The sequence below is a fragment of the Amycolatopsis aidingensis genome (assembly GCF_018885265.1).
Taxonomy (GTDB): Bacteria; Actinomycetota; Actinomycetes; order Mycobacteriales; family Pseudonocardiaceae; genus Amycolatopsis; species Amycolatopsis aidingensis.
The window spans coordinates 4666845-4682907 of sequence record NZ_CP076538.1 but is presented as its reverse complement, the minus strand read 5'-3'; the positions used below and the strand labels follow the sequence as shown (position 1 = coordinate 4682907).

Annotated in this window: 16 protein-coding genes (1 of these 16 running past the window's edge); all 16 read left to right on the top strand. The window is 71.4% G+C overall.

Annotation, left to right across the window (positions count from 1 at the left end):
* Position 1: 1 nt before the first annotated feature.
* The gene (locus KOI47_RS21445; RefSeq protein WP_216206394.1) at positions 2 to 391 is read left to right on the top strand and encodes a hypothetical protein; all 390 of its coding nucleotides are present in this window, start codon (positions 2 to 4) and stop codon (positions 389 to 391) included.
* Positions 388 to 858, top strand: a complete 471-nt coding sequence (locus KOI47_RS21440; protein WP_216206393.1) for a 3-hydroxyacyl-ACP dehydratase FabZ family protein — start codon at positions 388 to 390, stop codon at positions 856 to 858. Before KOI47_RS21445 ends, KOI47_RS21440 begins: the two co-directional genes overlap by 4 nt.
* The gene (locus KOI47_RS21435; protein ID WP_216206390.1) at positions 855 to 1436 is read left to right on the top strand and encodes a hotdog family protein; all 582 of its coding nucleotides are present in this window, start codon (positions 855 to 857) and stop codon (positions 1434 to 1436) included. Before KOI47_RS21440 ends, KOI47_RS21435 begins: the two co-directional genes overlap by 4 nt.
* Complete coding sequence (locus KOI47_RS21430; protein WP_232376155.1) at positions 1358 to 1810, top strand: 3-hydroxyacyl-ACP dehydratase FabZ family protein; 453 nt, start codon at positions 1358 to 1360, stop codon at positions 1808 to 1810. Before KOI47_RS21435 ends, KOI47_RS21430 begins: the two co-directional genes overlap by 79 nt.
* A gap of 77 nt (positions 1811 to 1887) precedes the next feature.
* Complete coding sequence (locus KOI47_RS21425; RefSeq protein ID WP_216206388.1) at positions 1888 to 3096, top strand: beta-ketoacyl-[acyl-carrier-protein] synthase family protein; 1209 nt, start codon at positions 1888 to 1890, stop codon at positions 3094 to 3096.
* Positions 3089 to 4255, top strand: coding sequence for a beta-ketoacyl synthase N-terminal-like domain-containing protein (locus KOI47_RS21420; RefSeq protein WP_216206385.1), 1167 nt, complete (start codon positions 3089 to 3091; stop codon positions 4253 to 4255). The genes KOI47_RS21425 and KOI47_RS21420 overlap by 8 nt, the downstream gene beginning before the upstream one ends.
* The gene (locus tag KOI47_RS21415; protein WP_232376154.1) at positions 4233 to 5372 is read left to right on the top strand and encodes a beta-ketoacyl synthase N-terminal-like domain-containing protein; all 1140 of its coding nucleotides are present in this window, start codon (positions 4233 to 4235) and stop codon (positions 5370 to 5372) included. The genes KOI47_RS21420 and KOI47_RS21415 overlap by 23 nt, the downstream gene beginning before the upstream one ends.
* Positions 5369 to 5995 carry a 2-hydroxychromene-2-carboxylate isomerase gene (locus KOI47_RS21410; protein WP_216206381.1) on the top strand — a complete coding sequence of 209 codons (627 nt, stop codon included), beginning with the start codon at positions 5369 to 5371 and terminating at the stop codon, positions 5993 to 5995. The genes KOI47_RS21415 and KOI47_RS21410 overlap by 4 nt, the downstream gene beginning before the upstream one ends.
* 33 nt (positions 5996 to 6028) lie before the next feature.
* Entirely contained in the window at positions 6029 to 6169 is a 141-nt protein-coding gene (locus KOI47_RS21405; protein WP_216206376.1) for a hypothetical protein, read from the top strand.
* Between the two features lie 40 nt (positions 6170 to 6209).
* Positions 6210 to 6950 (top strand): 3-oxoacyl-[acyl-carrier-protein] reductase, encoded by a 741-nt coding sequence (fabG, locus tag KOI47_RS21400; RefSeq protein ID WP_216206374.1) that lies wholly within the window; start codon positions 6210 to 6212, stop codon positions 6948 to 6950.
* Between the two features lie 190 nt (positions 6951 to 7140).
* On the top strand, positions 7141 to 7401 hold the full coding sequence (locus KOI47_RS21395) for an acyl carrier protein (protein WP_216206371.1): 261 nt from the start codon (positions 7141 to 7143) through the stop codon (positions 7399 to 7401).
* A gap of 19 nt (positions 7402 to 7420) precedes the next feature.
* Positions 7421 to 8629, top strand: coding sequence for a beta-ketoacyl-[acyl-carrier-protein] synthase family protein (locus KOI47_RS21390; protein WP_216206367.1), 1209 nt, complete (start codon positions 7421 to 7423; stop codon positions 8627 to 8629).
* Entirely contained in the window at positions 8626 to 9783 is a 1158-nt protein-coding gene (locus KOI47_RS21385) for a beta-ketoacyl synthase N-terminal-like domain-containing protein (RefSeq protein WP_216206365.1), read from the top strand. Before KOI47_RS21390 ends, KOI47_RS21385 begins: the two co-directional genes overlap by 4 nt.
* Positions 9780 to 10598: a beta-ketoacyl synthase N-terminal-like domain-containing protein gene (locus tag KOI47_RS21380; RefSeq protein ID WP_216206362.1), complete on the top strand. Its 819-nt coding sequence runs from the start codon at positions 9780 to 9782 to the stop codon at positions 10596 to 10598. The genes KOI47_RS21385 and KOI47_RS21380 overlap by 4 nt, the downstream gene beginning before the upstream one ends.
* Positions 10599 to 10773: 175 nt before the next feature.
* Complete coding sequence (locus tag KOI47_RS35790) at positions 10774 to 12528, top strand: alpha/beta fold hydrolase (protein WP_232376153.1); 1755 nt, start codon at positions 10774 to 10776, stop codon at positions 12526 to 12528.
* 1 nt (position 12529) lies between these two features.
* A protein-coding gene (locus KOI47_RS21370) for a non-ribosomal peptide synthetase (RefSeq protein ID WP_216206359.1) crosses the window boundary here: on the top strand, positions 12530 to 16063 show its beginning. It continues 4095 nt past the right edge of the window; 3534 of the gene's 7629 nt are visible here — the first part of the coding sequence; the start codon lies at positions 12530 to 12532; the stop codon falls past the right edge of the window.

The window sequence follows — 16063 nt, the reverse complement described above, 5'->3', positions numbered from 1 at the left end:
GGTGCCACATCGCGTGCTCGGCATCATCGACCGGACCTACCGGGGAGCCGTGGAGTCGCAGTTCTTCGACCCGCTGTACGGCTTCCTCGACATGCGGGAGCAACTCGGCGCGGTGGACATCGTGCTGCGCGGGCTCGCCGTCACCCTGGCCGTGCAGGAGCAGGAGTACAGCACCGAACTCGATCTCGGGGCGGTGCGGCTGGACACCCTGCCGGACTACCGGGGTGTCGTCCGTGACCTGGTCGGCGCGGGAATGACGGTCACAGCGGACGAACCGGACCTGCGCGGGCTCGGGTTCACCGGCGCCGACCTGCTGCCCGGGGTGGCCTGCGCCGACACCAACCAGCTGGCAAGGACCTGGCCCCGGTACGACAAGGTGTGGTTCGTGTGACCGGGCTCGCCGCCATCAAGGAACTGATCCCGCATCGCTACCCGCTGCTGCTGCTCGACGACGTCCTCGACCTGGCACCCGGCAGGCATATCGTCGCGGTCAAGGCGGTGACCTGCAACGAACCCTGCTTCCGGGCATTGCCGGACGACACCCCGGACGAGGGCTACGGCTACCCCTCCGCGCTGGTGGTGGAGTCCTGGTGCCAGGCGGCGCTGGTGCTGGCCATGCGAGAACGGCCCCGGGCGCATGCCGCGGGCGAGGTGGCCGTGCTCGGCGCCGCCACCAATATCGACCTGCACTCCACGGTCCGGCCTGGCGAGGTGCTGCGGCACGAGGTGCGGATCGGCAAGTCGCTTGGCGACTCCTGGGTGTTCGAAGGGCAGGCGACCGCGAGCGGCAGGATCGTGCTGACCGTGGAGAGCGTGCTCGCCGCGGTCCGTCCGTCCGAAGTGCTCGGTTCGCCATGACGGTCGTCGAGCTGGACCGGCCGCCGTTCGCCGCCCCACTGCGGGCGGCCGACCGGTTCGCCGTGACCGGGGATACCGGCACGGAGCGCGCACTGGTCGCGTACAAGACGGTGGACGTGCGCGACCCGTACATGGCAGGGCATTTCCCCGGGCTGACCATGTTGCCCGCGGTGTTCCTGCTGGAAGCGGTGCGCCAGGTGGTCGCCGCGGATCGGGTCCCGTACGGGCGGTGCGAGCTGCTGGCCGTCCAGTCGATACGGTTACGCGCGCCGATGCGTGGCGGGGACGAGATCCGGCTGGACCTCGTGCTGCGCCCGGAGGGCGCGACGGCCTGGCGGGTGCGGGCCGCCTGCGTCCGGCAGGACGGTGTCGCGGTGGCCGAGCTGAAACTGACCGCCGGGCGGACCGGCGGGGAACCGGGGCTCGACCCCCCGGCGGCGCCCCCTGCCCCGGCGGCATCCCATGCCAGGACCACGCGCGGATCCGGCGGCAGCTCCCGGTGCGGCATCCGATGCTGCTGGTGGACCGGGTCCAGCAGGTCACCCCCGGCCGGGAGATCGTCACCACCAAGGCGGTGACGGGCGGCGAGCCCTGCTATGCCGGCCTGCCGGAGGACCCCGGCCCCGATGCCTACTGTTACCCGCGCTCGCTGATGCTGGAGTCCTTCGGCCAGAGCGCGGCCCTGCTCTGGCTGGCCAGCGCGGTGGGGGAGGGAATCGGGGAGGGGGTGCTGATGCTCGCCGCCGTGCGCGAGTGCAGGTTCACCTCCGCGGTGCAGCCGGGGGAACTGCTGCACCAGGTGGTACGGCTGGAGCAACGGGTGGGCCCGAATGCCTTCTTCACCGGCGAGACCTGGTCCGGAAACCGTTGTGTGGCAACGATCGAAACGTTGATCGCGGCAAGCAGGCCCGCGGAGGACGTTACCGGCCAGACCGTCGCTTCAAGTTTCTGATGTCGGCTTTCGTCGCCCGGCAGGCGACTGTTTTATTGAATCGCAAGGTAATGACGTCTGCAGAACGGTGGTCGGCAATGCGTCGGGTGGTCGTCACCGGTGTCGGCCCGGTGTCCAGTATCGGCGTCGGCGCGGTGGAGTACGCGCTGGCGTTGCGTGCCGGGGCGAGCGGGATCTCCGAGATCACCAGCTTCGACGCGAGCGGGTTCCCGCACCGGATGGGCGGTGAGGTTCGCGACTTCCAGCCGGAGAAGATCGTCCGCCGGATCGAGGTGGACGACTGGGGGCGTACCAGCCTGTTCGCCGCGGCCGCGGCCCGGCTCGCGGTGGAGGACGCCGGTATCGACGAGGAGCTGCTGACCGGTGCCAGGGCGGGCGCGGTGCTGGGCACCACGGCAGGCGAGTCGCAGGTGCTGGAGTCGGTGACCAGGCAGGCGCTGGCAGAAGGTTATGACGCGGTGTCACCGGAGCGAATGGGCCGGATCGACGCGGGCCGGATCTCACTGGCCGCGGGCACCGAGCTGGGCCTCACCGGCGACCTGCTCACACTGTCCACCGCCTGCGCCGCGGGGAACTACGCCCTGGCCCACTCTCTCGACCTGATCCGCACCGGCGAGGCCGACTACATGGTCGCCGGCGGGGCCGACTCGGTGCAGCAGTGGCTGCACGCCGGGTTCTACAAGCTCGGCGCCGTGGCCGAGCACGCCTGCGCGCCCTTCGACCGGGACCGGGCCGGGATCCTCACGGCGGAAGGCGGCGCAGCCCTGTTCCTGGAGTCCCTCGACTCGGCCCGGCGGCGCGGCGCCCGGATCTACGCCGAGGTACTGGGCGCGGGGCTGAACTGCGACGCCTACCACATGGTGGCGCCGAACGCGGCCAGTATCGCCGACTGCATGCGGCTGGCGCTGGCCGACGCCGGTGTCCGCCCGGACGAGGTCGACTACATCGGCGCGCACGGTACCGGCACCCCGACCAACGACGTGGTCGAGTTCACCGCGGCGCGGGAGGTGTTCGGCGATCCGCCGCCCCCGATCAGCTCCACGAAATCCATGCTGGGCCACACCATGGGCGCCGCGAGCGGGATGGCCGCCATCGCCGCCGCGCTGGGCATCGCCGAGTCCTTCCTGCCGCCGACGATCAACTTCGGCACGCCGGACCCGGAACTACCCGGGATCGACCCCGTGCCGAACACGGCAAGGCCCGCGGAGGTCGGCATCGCCATGGTGAACGGGTTCGCCTTCGGCGGCAACAACGCCATCGTCGTCCTTGGACGGTGTGATGACTGAAGAGCTCTTGGCGGAACCGGAAACATCCGGGAAGCAGCTCGCCGGGAAAGAACTGGCGATCACCGGATTCGGTGTCCTTTCCGGACTCGGGATCGGGCCGGATGCACTCGTGGACGCGCTGACGCGGCCGCCGGAACCGGTGGACGTCAGCGGGATGTTCACCGAACCGCTGCCCCGGCCGGACGCGCATGTGCTGGTCGATTTCCACGCCGCCGAGCACCTCGGCCGCAAGGGAACCTCGTTTCTGGACCGTGGCACCGCCTTCGGGCTGCTGGCCTGCCGGGACGCGCTGGCCGACGCCGGGATGGCGGAGCCGGACCGGGCCCGCACCGGTGTCGTGCTCGGTACCACCGCGGGCAGCCTCAAGTCGACAAGTGACTACAGCCGGGACACCCTCACCGAGGAGCGGCCGTACCATGTCAACCCGGTGCTATTCCCGAACGCCGTGATGAACGGCATCGCCGGGCAGGCCGCGATCCGGTTCGGGCTACGCGGGCTGAACGCGACGATCGCGGGCGGGCCGCTGGCCCTGCTGCAGGCCCTGCGCTACACCGGGGTCGCGCTGGCCACCGGAAGGGCCGAGGTGATGCTGGCCGGTGCGGTGGAGGAGTTCAGCCCGCAGGCCGCGTGGTCGGTGCAGCACGCGCAGCGCCGCGCGGGCGGGACCCTGCCCGCAGGGGAGGGCGCCGCGGTGTTCCTGGTCGAGGACGCGGCGGCGGTCCGGGCGCGCGGTGGGCGCCCGGATGCCTGCGTGCTGTCGGTGACCTGTTCCGGATCCGCGGCATCGCCGGGGCCCGCGGGCACCACGGACCGGCTACGCGAATGCCTGCGCGCGGCGCTGGACCAGGCAGGGGCCTCCGCGGCGCAGGTGCGGACGGTGGCACTGGGCACCGACGGGACGCCCTGGCTGGACGATGCCGAGGAGACCGCGGTGCGGCAGGTGCTCGGCGCCGGCGCGGCCCGGTTGGGTACCACGCAGGTCACCGGCGTGGCAGGCAGCGCATCCGGTGCCTTCCCGCTGGCCGCGCTGCTGGCCCGGCATCGCGCGGAACCGGCGCGAGACGGCGAGTTGTCCGTGCTCAGTACGCGCTCGGCCGACGGTTCGGTCGCGGCGGCCGTGGTCAGGGGGTGGTCCCGTGCCGGCGGCGATCACGGGTAGGGCGATGCTCACCTGTCTCGGCGACCTGGAGTCCACCTTCGCCGCGCTGGCGGATGGCCGCACCGGGGTGGGCCCGCTGCGGTACGGCCTGCCGGACAAGCTCAACGTGCTGGCCGGGTACCACATCGGCACCAGCAGCGCGGAGGGTCCGGCGCAGGCTACGGGATGGCTGACGCACTGCGTCTCCGCGGCACTGCGGGACGCCGGGGTGGACCCTGGCACCAGCAGGGTGAACGTGGTCGTCGGTACCGGGTTGCGGGAGCTGCGCACGGTGGAGCACGGGCATCTCGACGGCACCCAGGTGACCGGTAACCAGCTGCACTTCCGGCGGGCCGTGCGCGCCGCCGTACCCGGGGTGCGTGAGGTGCACACTCTGGCGGGTGCCTGCGCCGCCTCCGGCTACGCCCTGGCGCTGGCCATGGACATGCTCGAACTCGGCGAGGCCGACGCGGTGGTGGCCGCGGGCTGCGACGCCATGACCGAGAGCATGCTCGCCATCATCGGCAGGGTCGGTGAGCGGCCCGCGGATATGGTGCGCCCGTTCGACACCGCGCGCGGCGGGGCGCAGCTCGGCGAGGGTGCCGTGGCCGTGGTGCTGCAGGCCGGCGCAACGGAGCGGGCCTACGGCCTCGTCCGCGGGGTCGGCCTGACCTGCGACGCCAAGCACGAGACCGCGCCGGACCAGAACGGGATCGTGGCCGCGATGCGGGACGCCTACGCCCGCGCGGGCCTCGGGCCCGAGCGGATCGACCTGGTGCTCGCGCACGGCACCGGCACCGCGTTGAACGACCCGACCGAGGCCGCGGCGCTGGCGGAGGTGTTCGGCGCGGACGGGCCCACGGTCACCGGGATCAAGGGCGCCATCGGGCACACCTCGGGCAGCGCCGCGCTGATGAGCACGCTGGTCGCGCTGGAGACCATCCGGGAGAAGGCCGTGCCACCCGTGGTCGGCCTGCGCACGCCGATCGAGGAGGCCCGGTCGTTGCGGCTGGTGCATCCGGAGCGGCCGGTGACCCAGGTGACCGAGGTGGCGCAGGTGAACGCCTTCGGCTTCGGCGGGGTGAACGCGGTGACGATTGTCCAGGCGCCACAGCGGCCAGGCAGGGGAGACGGATGAGGAAACCACCCAGGATGTACTTCTCGCTACGCAGTCCGTTCAGCTGGATGGCGTTGCGAAGGCTGGAGGAACGTGTCCCGGAACTGCTGGAGCGGTTCGACTACATCCCGTTCTTCGAGCCGGATCCCAGCACGATGGCCGAGCTGGTGGCGCGCGGCGGGGACTTCCACTACGTGGACATGAGCAAGGCGAAACACCTCTACATCCTGGCCGACACCAAGCGGCTGGCCGGTCATTTCGGCTACCGGATGACCTGGCCGGTCGATGTCGACCCGTGGTGGGAACTGCCGCACCTGGCCTGGTTCAAGGCGCGCGAGCTCGGGGTGCAGCGCGAGTACTACGCCGCGGTGATGGCGGCAAGGTGGGAACGCGGCGAGGACATCTGCGATACCGGCACGCTGCGCCGGACCTGCGATGCGGCCGGGCTGGACGGTGACCTGCTGGTGTCCGCGCCGCAGGATCCGGACATGCGTGAGCTCGGCGTGCGGGCCCTGCTGGATGTCTACCACGACGACGTGTTCGGGGTGCCCTACTTCAAGGTCGGGCGGCAACGGTTCTGGGGCCTCGACCGGATCGACTTCGTGATCGAGGAACTGGAGCGGATGACGGCGAAAGCACAGTGACGGCGCGTTTTGCGGACAGACACGGAGGAATCGATGGGACCAGCGGATTCGAGCACTGGCGGCGAGCCCGCGGACGAGCAGGTCTGGGCGGACGGTCAGCTGGACGGGATTCCGAGGGAGATCGTCGAGCGGGTCGGTGCCGCCGACACCGATACGGCGGGCGGCTGCGGCTGACCCGGGTTCATGCACCAGCGACCTGTGAGGGAGCGGTTTCGTGACTCAAGAACATTGCGCGATCGTGACCGGCGGATCCCGCGGGATCGGGCGCGCGGTGGCCGCCCGGCTGGCCGCCGACGGCTACGACATCGCGTTCTGCTACCACAGCGACGGTGAGGCCGCAGCGCTGACCGAAAAGATGATCACCGAGCACGGCAGGCGCGCCCTGCCGGCGAAGGTGGACGTGTCCGACTTCGCCGCGGTCGAGAAGTTCGTCGGCAGGGCGGCGGAGGAACTCGGGCCGGTGCGGGTCGTGGTGAACTCGGCCGGGATCGTCCGGGACGGCCCACTGGTGCTCATGCAGAACGAGGACTGGCACAGGGTTGTGGACACCAACCTGAACGGCACCTTCAACGTGTGCCGCAGTGTGGTGTTCGATTTCATGAAACGCAAGGAAGGCGTCATCGTCAACCTATCGTCCATCGCCGGTGTCTACGGCAACGCCACACAGACGAACTACTCGGCCTCGAAGGCCGGAATTCAGGGAATGAGTATGTCCCTGGCGAAGGAGCTGGCGCCGTACGGAATTCGGGTCAACGTGGTGGCCCCCGGGCTCATCGAGACCGACATGACGACCGGACTCTCGGACAAGGTCCGGGACAAGGCGCTGTCGGCCATCCCGATGCGCCGGGTCGGCAACCCCGACGAGGTGGCCGAACTGGTGTCGTTCCTCGCCTCGGGCAAGGCAAGCTACATCACCGGCCAGGTGGTCCAGGTGGACGGCGGATACTCGTTGTGACGTGAGGTAGCGAAAAATCAGTTCGTCGCGGTGGCTGTCAAGGACGATACGAAAATTCGTGTTTCGTGGTCCCGTGCCGGTGGAACTGGTTTACTGAACAACGATGCCGGGTTCGGGGACGACAACGCCCGCCGGCACCTGGGGAAAAATTATCTCGTTTCTATCGTGATATCAGAAGGGTGGTTTCACCGTGACGGTCGACACCAAACGAGGGCAGCTCGACGAAATTCGCGACATCGTCGCGACGGTCCTCGAACTGGAGCCGGACGAACTGACCGACGAGAGCCTTTTCGTCGAGGACCACGACGCCGACTCGCTGCGTGCGGTCGAGATCCTGGCGCGGCTGGAGAAGAGCTTCAAGGTGGACATCCCGCAGTCCGAGCTGCCGAAGATGGTGAACGTGGTCTCGGTCTACGACGTGGTCGCCGCGCACGCAGGCTGGCAGGCCTGAGCGGGGCTTTGGGCAACGGATGCGGCGGGTCGTCATTTCCGGCGTGGGGCCGGTGTCGAGTATCGGCATCGGTTCCACGGCTTACGCGGATGCGTTGCGGGCGGGGCGTAGCGGCGTATCACCGATCGCCGGCTTCGACACCGAGGGGTTCCCCTATGTCATGGGCGGTGAGGTACATGATTTCGACCCCGGTCTCTACCTCACCCGGCTGAAGGCCGAGGAATGGGGCCGGGCCAGCCTGTTCGCCGCAGCCGCGGCGCGGCTGGCCGTCGCCGACGCCGGGATTTCCGAGGCGGAACTTGCCACGGCCGCCGCGGGGTCCTGCATGGGCACCACCGCCGGCGAGTCCGGGGTGCTGGAACGGGTCACCGAGGAGTCGCTGGCCGCAGGCGGGTTCGGCGGGGTGCCACCGGAGTGGTTCCGCCAGGTCTCGGCGGCCCGCCTCTCCCTGGCGGTGAACCGGGAACTCGAGCTCACCGCGGACGCGGTCACGCTGTCCAACGCCTGCTCGGCCAGCAACTACGCGCTGGGCTACGGCTACGACCTGATCCGTACCGGGGAACTGGACTACGCCGTGGTCGGCGGCGCCGACTCGGTGATGCGCTGGTCGCATGCGGGCTTCTACCGGCTCGGTGCGCTGGCCGAGCGGGTGTGCGCCCCGTTCGACCGGGACCGTTCCGGGATCATCACCGCGGAAGGGGGCGCGGGCCTGTTCCTGGAGAGCAGGGAGTCCGCCGAGGCCCGGGGCGCCAGGGTGTACGCCGAGGTGCTCGGCTACGGAATGAACTGCGACGCGCACCACATGGTGGTGCCGGAACGGGCCAGCGTCGCCGAATGCATGCGCCTCGCCCACCGCAATGCCGGGATCGAACCGGCCGATGTGGACTACATCTGCGCGCACGGCACCGGAACCGAGACCAACGACCTGACCGAGGCCGGGGCCGTCGGGGACGTGTTCGGCGCGCAGCCGCCGCCAATCAGTTCGGTGAAGTCGATGCTGGGACACACCATGGGTGCGGCGAGCGGGCACGGCGCCATCGCCGCCGCACTCGCCATCACCCATTCCTTCCTGCCGCCGACCATCAACTTCTCCACCGCCGATCCGGAGATGGCCCCGGTGGACCCGGTGGCGAACATCGCGCGCCAGGCGCGGGTGGACATCGCGCAGATCAACGGGTTCGCCTTCGGCGGGAACAACGCCATCGTGATCCTGGGACGGCCGTCGTGACCGCGGCGGCGCGGCAGGCCGCGCACCCGGGCGGAACCGAGGTCCCTGCGGGCGCGCTGGCCATCACCGGGTTCGGGGTGGTCGGCGGGGCAGGGATCGGGCCGGAACCGCTGGCCGGGGTGCTCGCTGGCCACCGGCAGGCGCCTGCGGAACCCGGCGAGCTGTTCGAGGACGACCTGCCGGGACCCGAAGGGCACGCCCTCACCGGGTTCAGTGTGCGCGAGCACCTTGGTCGCAAGGGCACCTCCTTTCTGGACCGCGGCACCGGGCTCGGCCTGCTCGCCTGCACCCTCGCGCTGGCGGACGCGGGCCTGGACGTGCATGACGGCAACCGGGCGCGGATCGGCATCACCCTCGGCACCACGCACGGCAGTATGAAGTCGACCAGTGACTACAGCAGGGCCACCCATACCGAACACCGGCCCTACCACGTCAATCCCGTGCTGTTCCCGAACGCGGTGATGAACTCGGTGGCCGGGCAGGCCGCGATCCGTACCGGCCTGCACGGCCCCAACTCCACCGTTGCCGGTGGCACCACCGCAATGGCCCAAGTGCTGCGGTACGGCCGTAACCTGATCGGCTGCGGCTACGCCGACACCCTGCTCGCCGGGACGGTGGAGGAGTTCAGCCCGCAGCACGCCTGGGCGGTGCGCGCTATCCAGGCCGCCGAGGGCGGCGACCTGCCCCCTGGCGAGGGCGCGGCGGTGTTCGTCGTGCGCAGCGCGGCCGCGGTGCGCGCCGCCGGAGACGAGCCCTTGGCGGAGATCCTTGCCGCCGAGGTCGGCAGTTTCGACCCGCCGGGTGAGGATCCCGCCCGGTATACGGCCGGGTTCGCGGCCTGCCTGCACCGCGCGCTGCACCGCGCGCGGGTGCGGCCGGACCAGGTGGGCACGGTCTGCACCGGTGGCAACGGCATGCCCGCGCTGGACGGCGCCGAGTCGCGGGCGCTGGACGAGGTAGTCGGTTCCACGGCGCCGCGGATCGCGGTGGCCGATGCGGTCGGCGAGTCCGGGGCGGCCTTCGGCGGCCTGCAACTGGCCTGTGTGCTCGCCGCGCACCGCGCGGGCGCGCAGTCGGAGCTGTTCCTGCTCAGCTCGCGTTCGTCGGACGGCTCCGTGGGCGTGCTGCTCGTCCGGACCGGGATGCGATCGTGACCGGGCGGGACGAGCACACCGGCGTGGCCGTGCTCGATGCCGCCGTGCACCTGCCCGGCTGGTCCGCCGACGACCTTCCCGGACTGCCCGCACACCCGGCCGAGCCGCCGCAGGAGGCGCGGAAGGTACTGGGCCGCAAGGGGTTGCTCGGCAAGGAACCGGCGACCCTGCTGGCCCTGTGCGCGGTGCACCGGATGTTCGGGCTGCCCCCGGTGCGCCCCGCGGAGCCGGTGGCACAGGCCGAGGGCACCGCCGTGCTGGTGGCCTGCAACCTCGGCAACGTCCAGACGGTCTGCGGCATCGTGGACGACGTTCGCGAGGGCGGGGTCAAGGCGGTCAGCCCGCTGGACGCGCCAAACGCCTCCAGCAACGTGATTGCCAGCACGGTCGCGATCTGGTACGGCCTCACCGGGCCGAATCTCGCGGTGTGCAGCGGCGCCACCGCCGGGCTGGACGCGGTCCGGCTGGCGACGCTGCTGCTGCGCTCCGGCCGCGCCCGGCGTGCGCTCGTGGTGGGGGTGGAACCGGAGGATCCGGTGGCCACCGGACTTGCCGGTGGGCGGCTGCGCGCGGGTGCCGCCTGCGTGCTGCTCGGCGGGCGGGACTCTCCTGCGCCCTGGCTCGGGCCGGTCCGCGACACCGATGCGCCCGCAGGCGAAAGCGACGGGCTGGACGTGTTGTACGGCGCCAGCGGGGTGGTACGGCTCGCACTCGCCGCCGGACGATTGCCTGCCGCGGATACACAGCAGACCCTGACCGTCCACTGTGGCAGCGAGGCGGACGGGTACCTCGCCGCGGAGGTCGGCCGTGTCTGAGGACCCGTTCCCGAACTGGACTTCGTCATCTGAGGTGAGTGGAAGAACGCGCGGGGCGAAGCCCACGAGCGCCGAGGCCGGGCGCATGAGCTGCGAAGCTGACGACGCGATGGAGTCCGAGCCCGGCCGAGCCGATCGTGTCGCGCGTTCTGGGACAGACACCGATTGGGAGCGCGTGGCCAGCGGTGCGGACGGGCTGGAGGTGTGGCGCGGACCCGGCACGGGCCGGGCGGTGGCCATGCTGCACGGCATCGAGGACACCTGGCGTAGCTGGCAGGCGGTCGCCGGGCGGCTCACCGGGGTGCGGCCGTACTCGATCCGGCTGCCCTGGCATTCGGGCGCCGATCCGGCCTGGCGGCGGCGCGGCACCCCGGCCGAATGGGTGCGCAGGGCGCTGCGGTTGCTGCCCGAACCACCGGATGCCGTGATCGGGCATTCCTTCGGCGCCAACGCGATACTGACCCACCTGGCCACCACCGAGGACACCGGCCTGTCCTCGGTGGTGCTGGTGGCGCCGTTCTACCGGCCCGCGGGGTTCGCCGTGGGGCCGCAGCTGGAACGCCGCGCCCGCGGCGCCTTCCGCAAGGTGCTCACCGAGGGCATGCGGCTGTCCGCCGGAACGCGGCTGGCCGGGCTGGACCCCGAGATCGCGGCCGGAATGGCGGGCAAGTTCCTGGAACGGCTCATGCCGGAACTGTTCCCGGTCTTCTTCGCGGAGTTCGCCGAATCGGGAAACTTGAACCTGGGCTGCGTCTCGGTACCCACGCTGGTAATCATGGGTAAAGGGGACGAGGGGCTCTCGCTGGCGCGGGCGGACGCGCTTGCCGTCGCCATGCCGGCCGCGACCGTGCGGGCTCGCCGCTCGTACGGGCATTTCTGCCATATGCAACAGGCCGATCAGTTGTGCAAGGACATCACCGACTGGCTGCGGTGGCCGTCGGCGGGCCTGGCGCCGCCGGGCGAATGTGGAGAGGGTTCGAGGATGAAACTGCTCGACGGTGAGCCGACGAGCCTGGCCTGCAGGCCGCGGTACGAGGGCGCGAACATTCGTACCTGGATCGGATTCAAGAATTTCATGTACCTGGTCGAGGAGGCGATTCTCGAGTATTTCAGGGAACGCGGGGTCGGTGCGCGCTCGCTGTACCACCGGTACGGCCTCGGGCTCGAGATCGTGGACTCCTCGGTCCAGCTGCCGATGACCCTCGAGGTGGACGACGAGGTGTGCGCCACCGTGGTGTCCGGCACCCCGCGGCCGGACCGGGGTATGCCGTTCTCGGTGCAGCTCACCGTGGAGCGGGACGGCCGGAACGTCACCGCGCTCACCGGGAAGGTGCGCGCCGCGCTGGTCCCGGTGAAGGACGGCTCCGGTACCGAGCCGGTGCCCAGCTTCCTTGAGCCGTACGTGGTCGCGGAGGTGGCGCAGCTGCGGCACGACGAGGCCGGTTCCCTCCCCGTGGGTTCCGGGCAGGACGTGGCCGAGGTGCTCGCCCCGGAGGGGTCGAACTCCTACCTGTGGTCCTGGCGCGCGTCCTACGTCTACTGCCACTTCTCCGACCGGCTGCAGCACTCCGCCTATGTCCGCGCCGTGGAGGAGGTGGTGGACCGCTTCCTGTACGACCGCGGGCTGGAGATCGGCAGGCTGCTGGCCGAGCGCTCGTGGATCCCGGTGGTGTCCCGGGCTCGCGTGCAGCTGCTGGACGACGTGTGGATGGACGAGACGGTGCACACCGTGTTCACCGTGCAGGACGTGCTGAAGGACATCATCTACACCGCCCGCGCTGACAGCTACGTCCGCCGCGGCGGGGAGCTGGTGCGCACGGCCACGGCCAGCATCGTGCACGGGTACGCGATCAGCAGGGGCGAACTGGCAGGCACCGTGGCCACGCTCGACGCGGACACCCAGGCGGCGCTGCTCGGCACCGCAGGTTGAGATGGCGGGACAGCAGCACACGCCGGAGAGCCTGCCGCTGACCGCGGGGCAGGCCGGAATCTGGTACGCGCAGCACCTGAGCGGCCCCAACGCCACCTTCCACGCCGCCGCCTATCTCGAGATCCACGGCGAGCTCGCGGTCGCCGAGTTCGAGGCCGCGCTGCGGCAGGTGGTGACCGAGACCGAGGCGCTGCGCGTCCGGTTCACCGATGACGGCTCCGGCCCGGTGCAGACGATCCTGCCGGTGCTGGACTGGGCACAGTGGCCGATCCAGACCGTGGACCTGAGCGGGGAGACCGATCCCGCGGCGGCCGCAAGGGCCAGGATGGACGCCGACATCGGCACCCCGGTGGACGTGCACACCGGGCCGCTGTTCCGGTTCGTGCTGTTCCGGCTCGCCCCCGGCAGGCACTTCTGGTACTACCGCTACCACCACCTGGTGCTGGACGGGTTCGGCGCCGGGCTCGTGCTGCGCAGGGTGGCGCAGCTGTACACCGCGGCGGTCGATGGCGGCGAGCAGGCGGCCGGCGCCTTCCCGCCGCTGGCCGACCTGATCGCCGAGGACGAAAGCTACCGCGCGTCCGAGCGGTACCGGACCGACCAGGCGTTCTGGACCGAGCTGTTCGCCGACCGCCCCGAGGTGCCAGGGCTGGCCGGCAAGCCCACCGCGCTGCCGCCCGACCTGATCCGGCTGACCAGGGACCTGGACCCCGCGCGGGGCGAACGGATCCGCGAGGTCGCCGCGCAGGCCGGAGCCGCATGGCCCGCCGTGTTCCTCGCCGCCATGGCCGCATACACCCACCGGGTCACCGGTAACCCGGATGTGGTGATCGCGCTGTCGGTCGCCGCCCGTACCGGTGAAGTGGCCAGGTCGGTCCCCGGCATGGTGTCCAATATGGTCGGTGTGCGGGTGGCGGTCGAGCACGACCTGACCGTGACCGACCTGATCCGCCGCAGCGCCCGCGCGCTGCGTGCGGCCACCCGCCACCAGCGGTACCGGTACGAGGACCTGCGCCGCGACCTGAAGCTGCTCGGCACGGACGGCAGGCTGCTCGGCCCCCGGCTGAACCTCGGGGTGCACGCCGAGGAGGTGCGCCTCGGCGGGCTGCCGACCACCGTGCACCGGCTGGTGCACGGGCATGACGATGACCTGTCCCTGGTCGTGTTCGGCGAACCGGACGGCGGCTTCCGGGTCGACCTGGTCGGCAACCCCGAGCTGTACCCCGAGCCCGCGGCCCGGCAGCACCACGAGCTGCTGGCCGGGCTGCTGGACACCTTCGCGGAGCAACCGCGGCAACGGCTCGGCCGCCTGGACCTGCTGGACGAGCCGCGGCGGCGCCTGGTGCTCGACGAATGGGGCGGGGCAGGCCGCAACTCGGCCATTGTGGACGGCCAAAGGGCTGGGGCAGGCGATACCCTGCCGGAGCTGTTCGCCGCCGCGGCCGCGACCGCGGGCACGGCCACCGCCGTGCGTCACGGCACCGAATCCCTCAGCTACCCCGAACTCGCCGCGCGGGCCAACCAGCTGGCGCACCTGCTGCTGCGGCACGGCGCCGGACCCGGCCGGTTCGTCGCGGTCGCGCTGCCCCGAACCCCGGACCTGGTGGTGGCGCTGCTGGCGGTGGTGCAGGCCGGCGGGGCGTACGTGCCGCTGGACCCGGACTACCCGCGGGCGCGGCTGGAGTTCATGCTCGCCGACGCCGACCCGGTGGTGGTGCTCACCACCACGGATACCGGACTCGCCGCGGACGGCCGGTCCCTGCTGCTGGACGATCCCGCCGTGGCGGCCGAACTGGCCGGTATGTCTGCCACCGCGCCGACCGCGGCCGAGCGCGGCGGCCCGGTGACCACGGCCCACCCCGCCTACGTCATCTACACCTCCGGCTCCACCGGCAAGCCCAAGGGCGTCGTGGTCACGCAGGCCAACGTCGCCAGGCTGTTCACGGCCACGGCGGGCAAGTTCGACTTCGGCCCCGGCGATGTGTGGACCCTGTTCCACTCCTGCGCCTTCGACTTCTCGGTCTGGGAAATGTGGGGTGCCCTGCTGCACGGCGGCACCCTGGTGGTGGTGCCCTACACCGTCAGCCGGTCGCCAGAGGAGTTCCTCGAGCTGCTGGTACGCGAGCGGGTGACCGTGCTGAACCAGACCCCATCGGCCTTCCACCAGCTGGTCAGGGCGCAGCGGGAACGGCAGGACCTCGGGGACGCGCTGGCCCTGCGCTACGTGGTGTTCGGCGGCGAGGCGCTGGAGCTGGGAAGCCTCACCGACTGGTACTCCCGGCACCAGGAGGACAGCCCGGTACTGGTCAACATGTACGGCATCACCGAGACCACGGTGCACGTCAGCTACCTGCGGCTGGACGCGGCCCGGGCGGCGCTGGGCGGCGCCAGTTCGATCGGGTCGGGGATCGACGACCTGCGCGTCTACGTGCTGGACAGCGCGCTGCGCCCGGTCGCCCCCGGCGGCGCCGGGGAGCTGTACGTCGGCGGCGGCGGGGTGTCCCTCGGCTACCACGGCAGGCCGGGCCTGACCACCCACCGGTTCCCGGCCGACCCGTACGGCCCGCCGGGCGCGCGGATGTACCGCACCGGCGACCTGGCCCGGTGGCGCACCGACCGGCCAGGGTGCCTGGACTACCTCGGCCGCGCCGACCAGCAGGTGAAGATCCGCGGTTTCCGGATCGAGCTGGGCGAGATCGAGGCCGCGCTGGCAGGCTGCCCCGGCGTCGAGCGCTGCGCGGTCGTCGTGCGCGAGGACAACCCTGGAGACAAGCGGATCGTTGGCTACCTGGTGCCGTCCGCAGGCACGACCGCACCGGACACCCCGCAGTTGCGCGGGCAGCTGGCGGCCCGGCTCCCGGACCATATGGTGCCCGCCGCGTTCGTCGCGGTGCCGGAACTGCCGCTGACCGGCAACGGGAAGCTGGACACCGGGGCGCTACCCGCACCCGAGTTCACCGGCGGCCGCGGCCGGGCTGCGCGCACCCCGGAGGAGGAGATCCTCTGCGGGCTGTACGCGGAGATCCTCGACCTGCCCACGGTCGCCATGCGGGACAACTTCTTCGACCTCGGTGGCCACTCGCTGCTGGCGACCCGGCTGGTCAGCCGCATCCGCACCGTGTTCGAGGTGGAGTTGCCGATCAGCGCCCTGTTCGAGGCGCCGACCCCGGCCGGGCTCGCCGAGCGGGTGCTCACCGAGACCGAGCGCGCGCGCAGGGCGCTGCGCCCGCTGCCCCGCCCCGCCGAGGTCCCGCTGTCCTATGCCCAGCGCAGGCTGTGGTTCGTCAGCCGGATGGAGCAACGCGGCGGCACCTACACCATCCCGATCGTCATCCGGCTCACCGGCGCGCTCGACCCCGATGCCCTGCGGGCCGCCATCGGCGACCTGCTGGCCCGGCACGAGGCGCTGCGCACGGTGTTCCCGGAAACCGGCGGTACCCCGAGGCAGCACGTGCTGGACGTGGCCGATGCGCGACCGGAACTGCCCATTGTGGACACCACGGCGGCCGGGGTGGACGCCGAGCTGAGCGCGGCC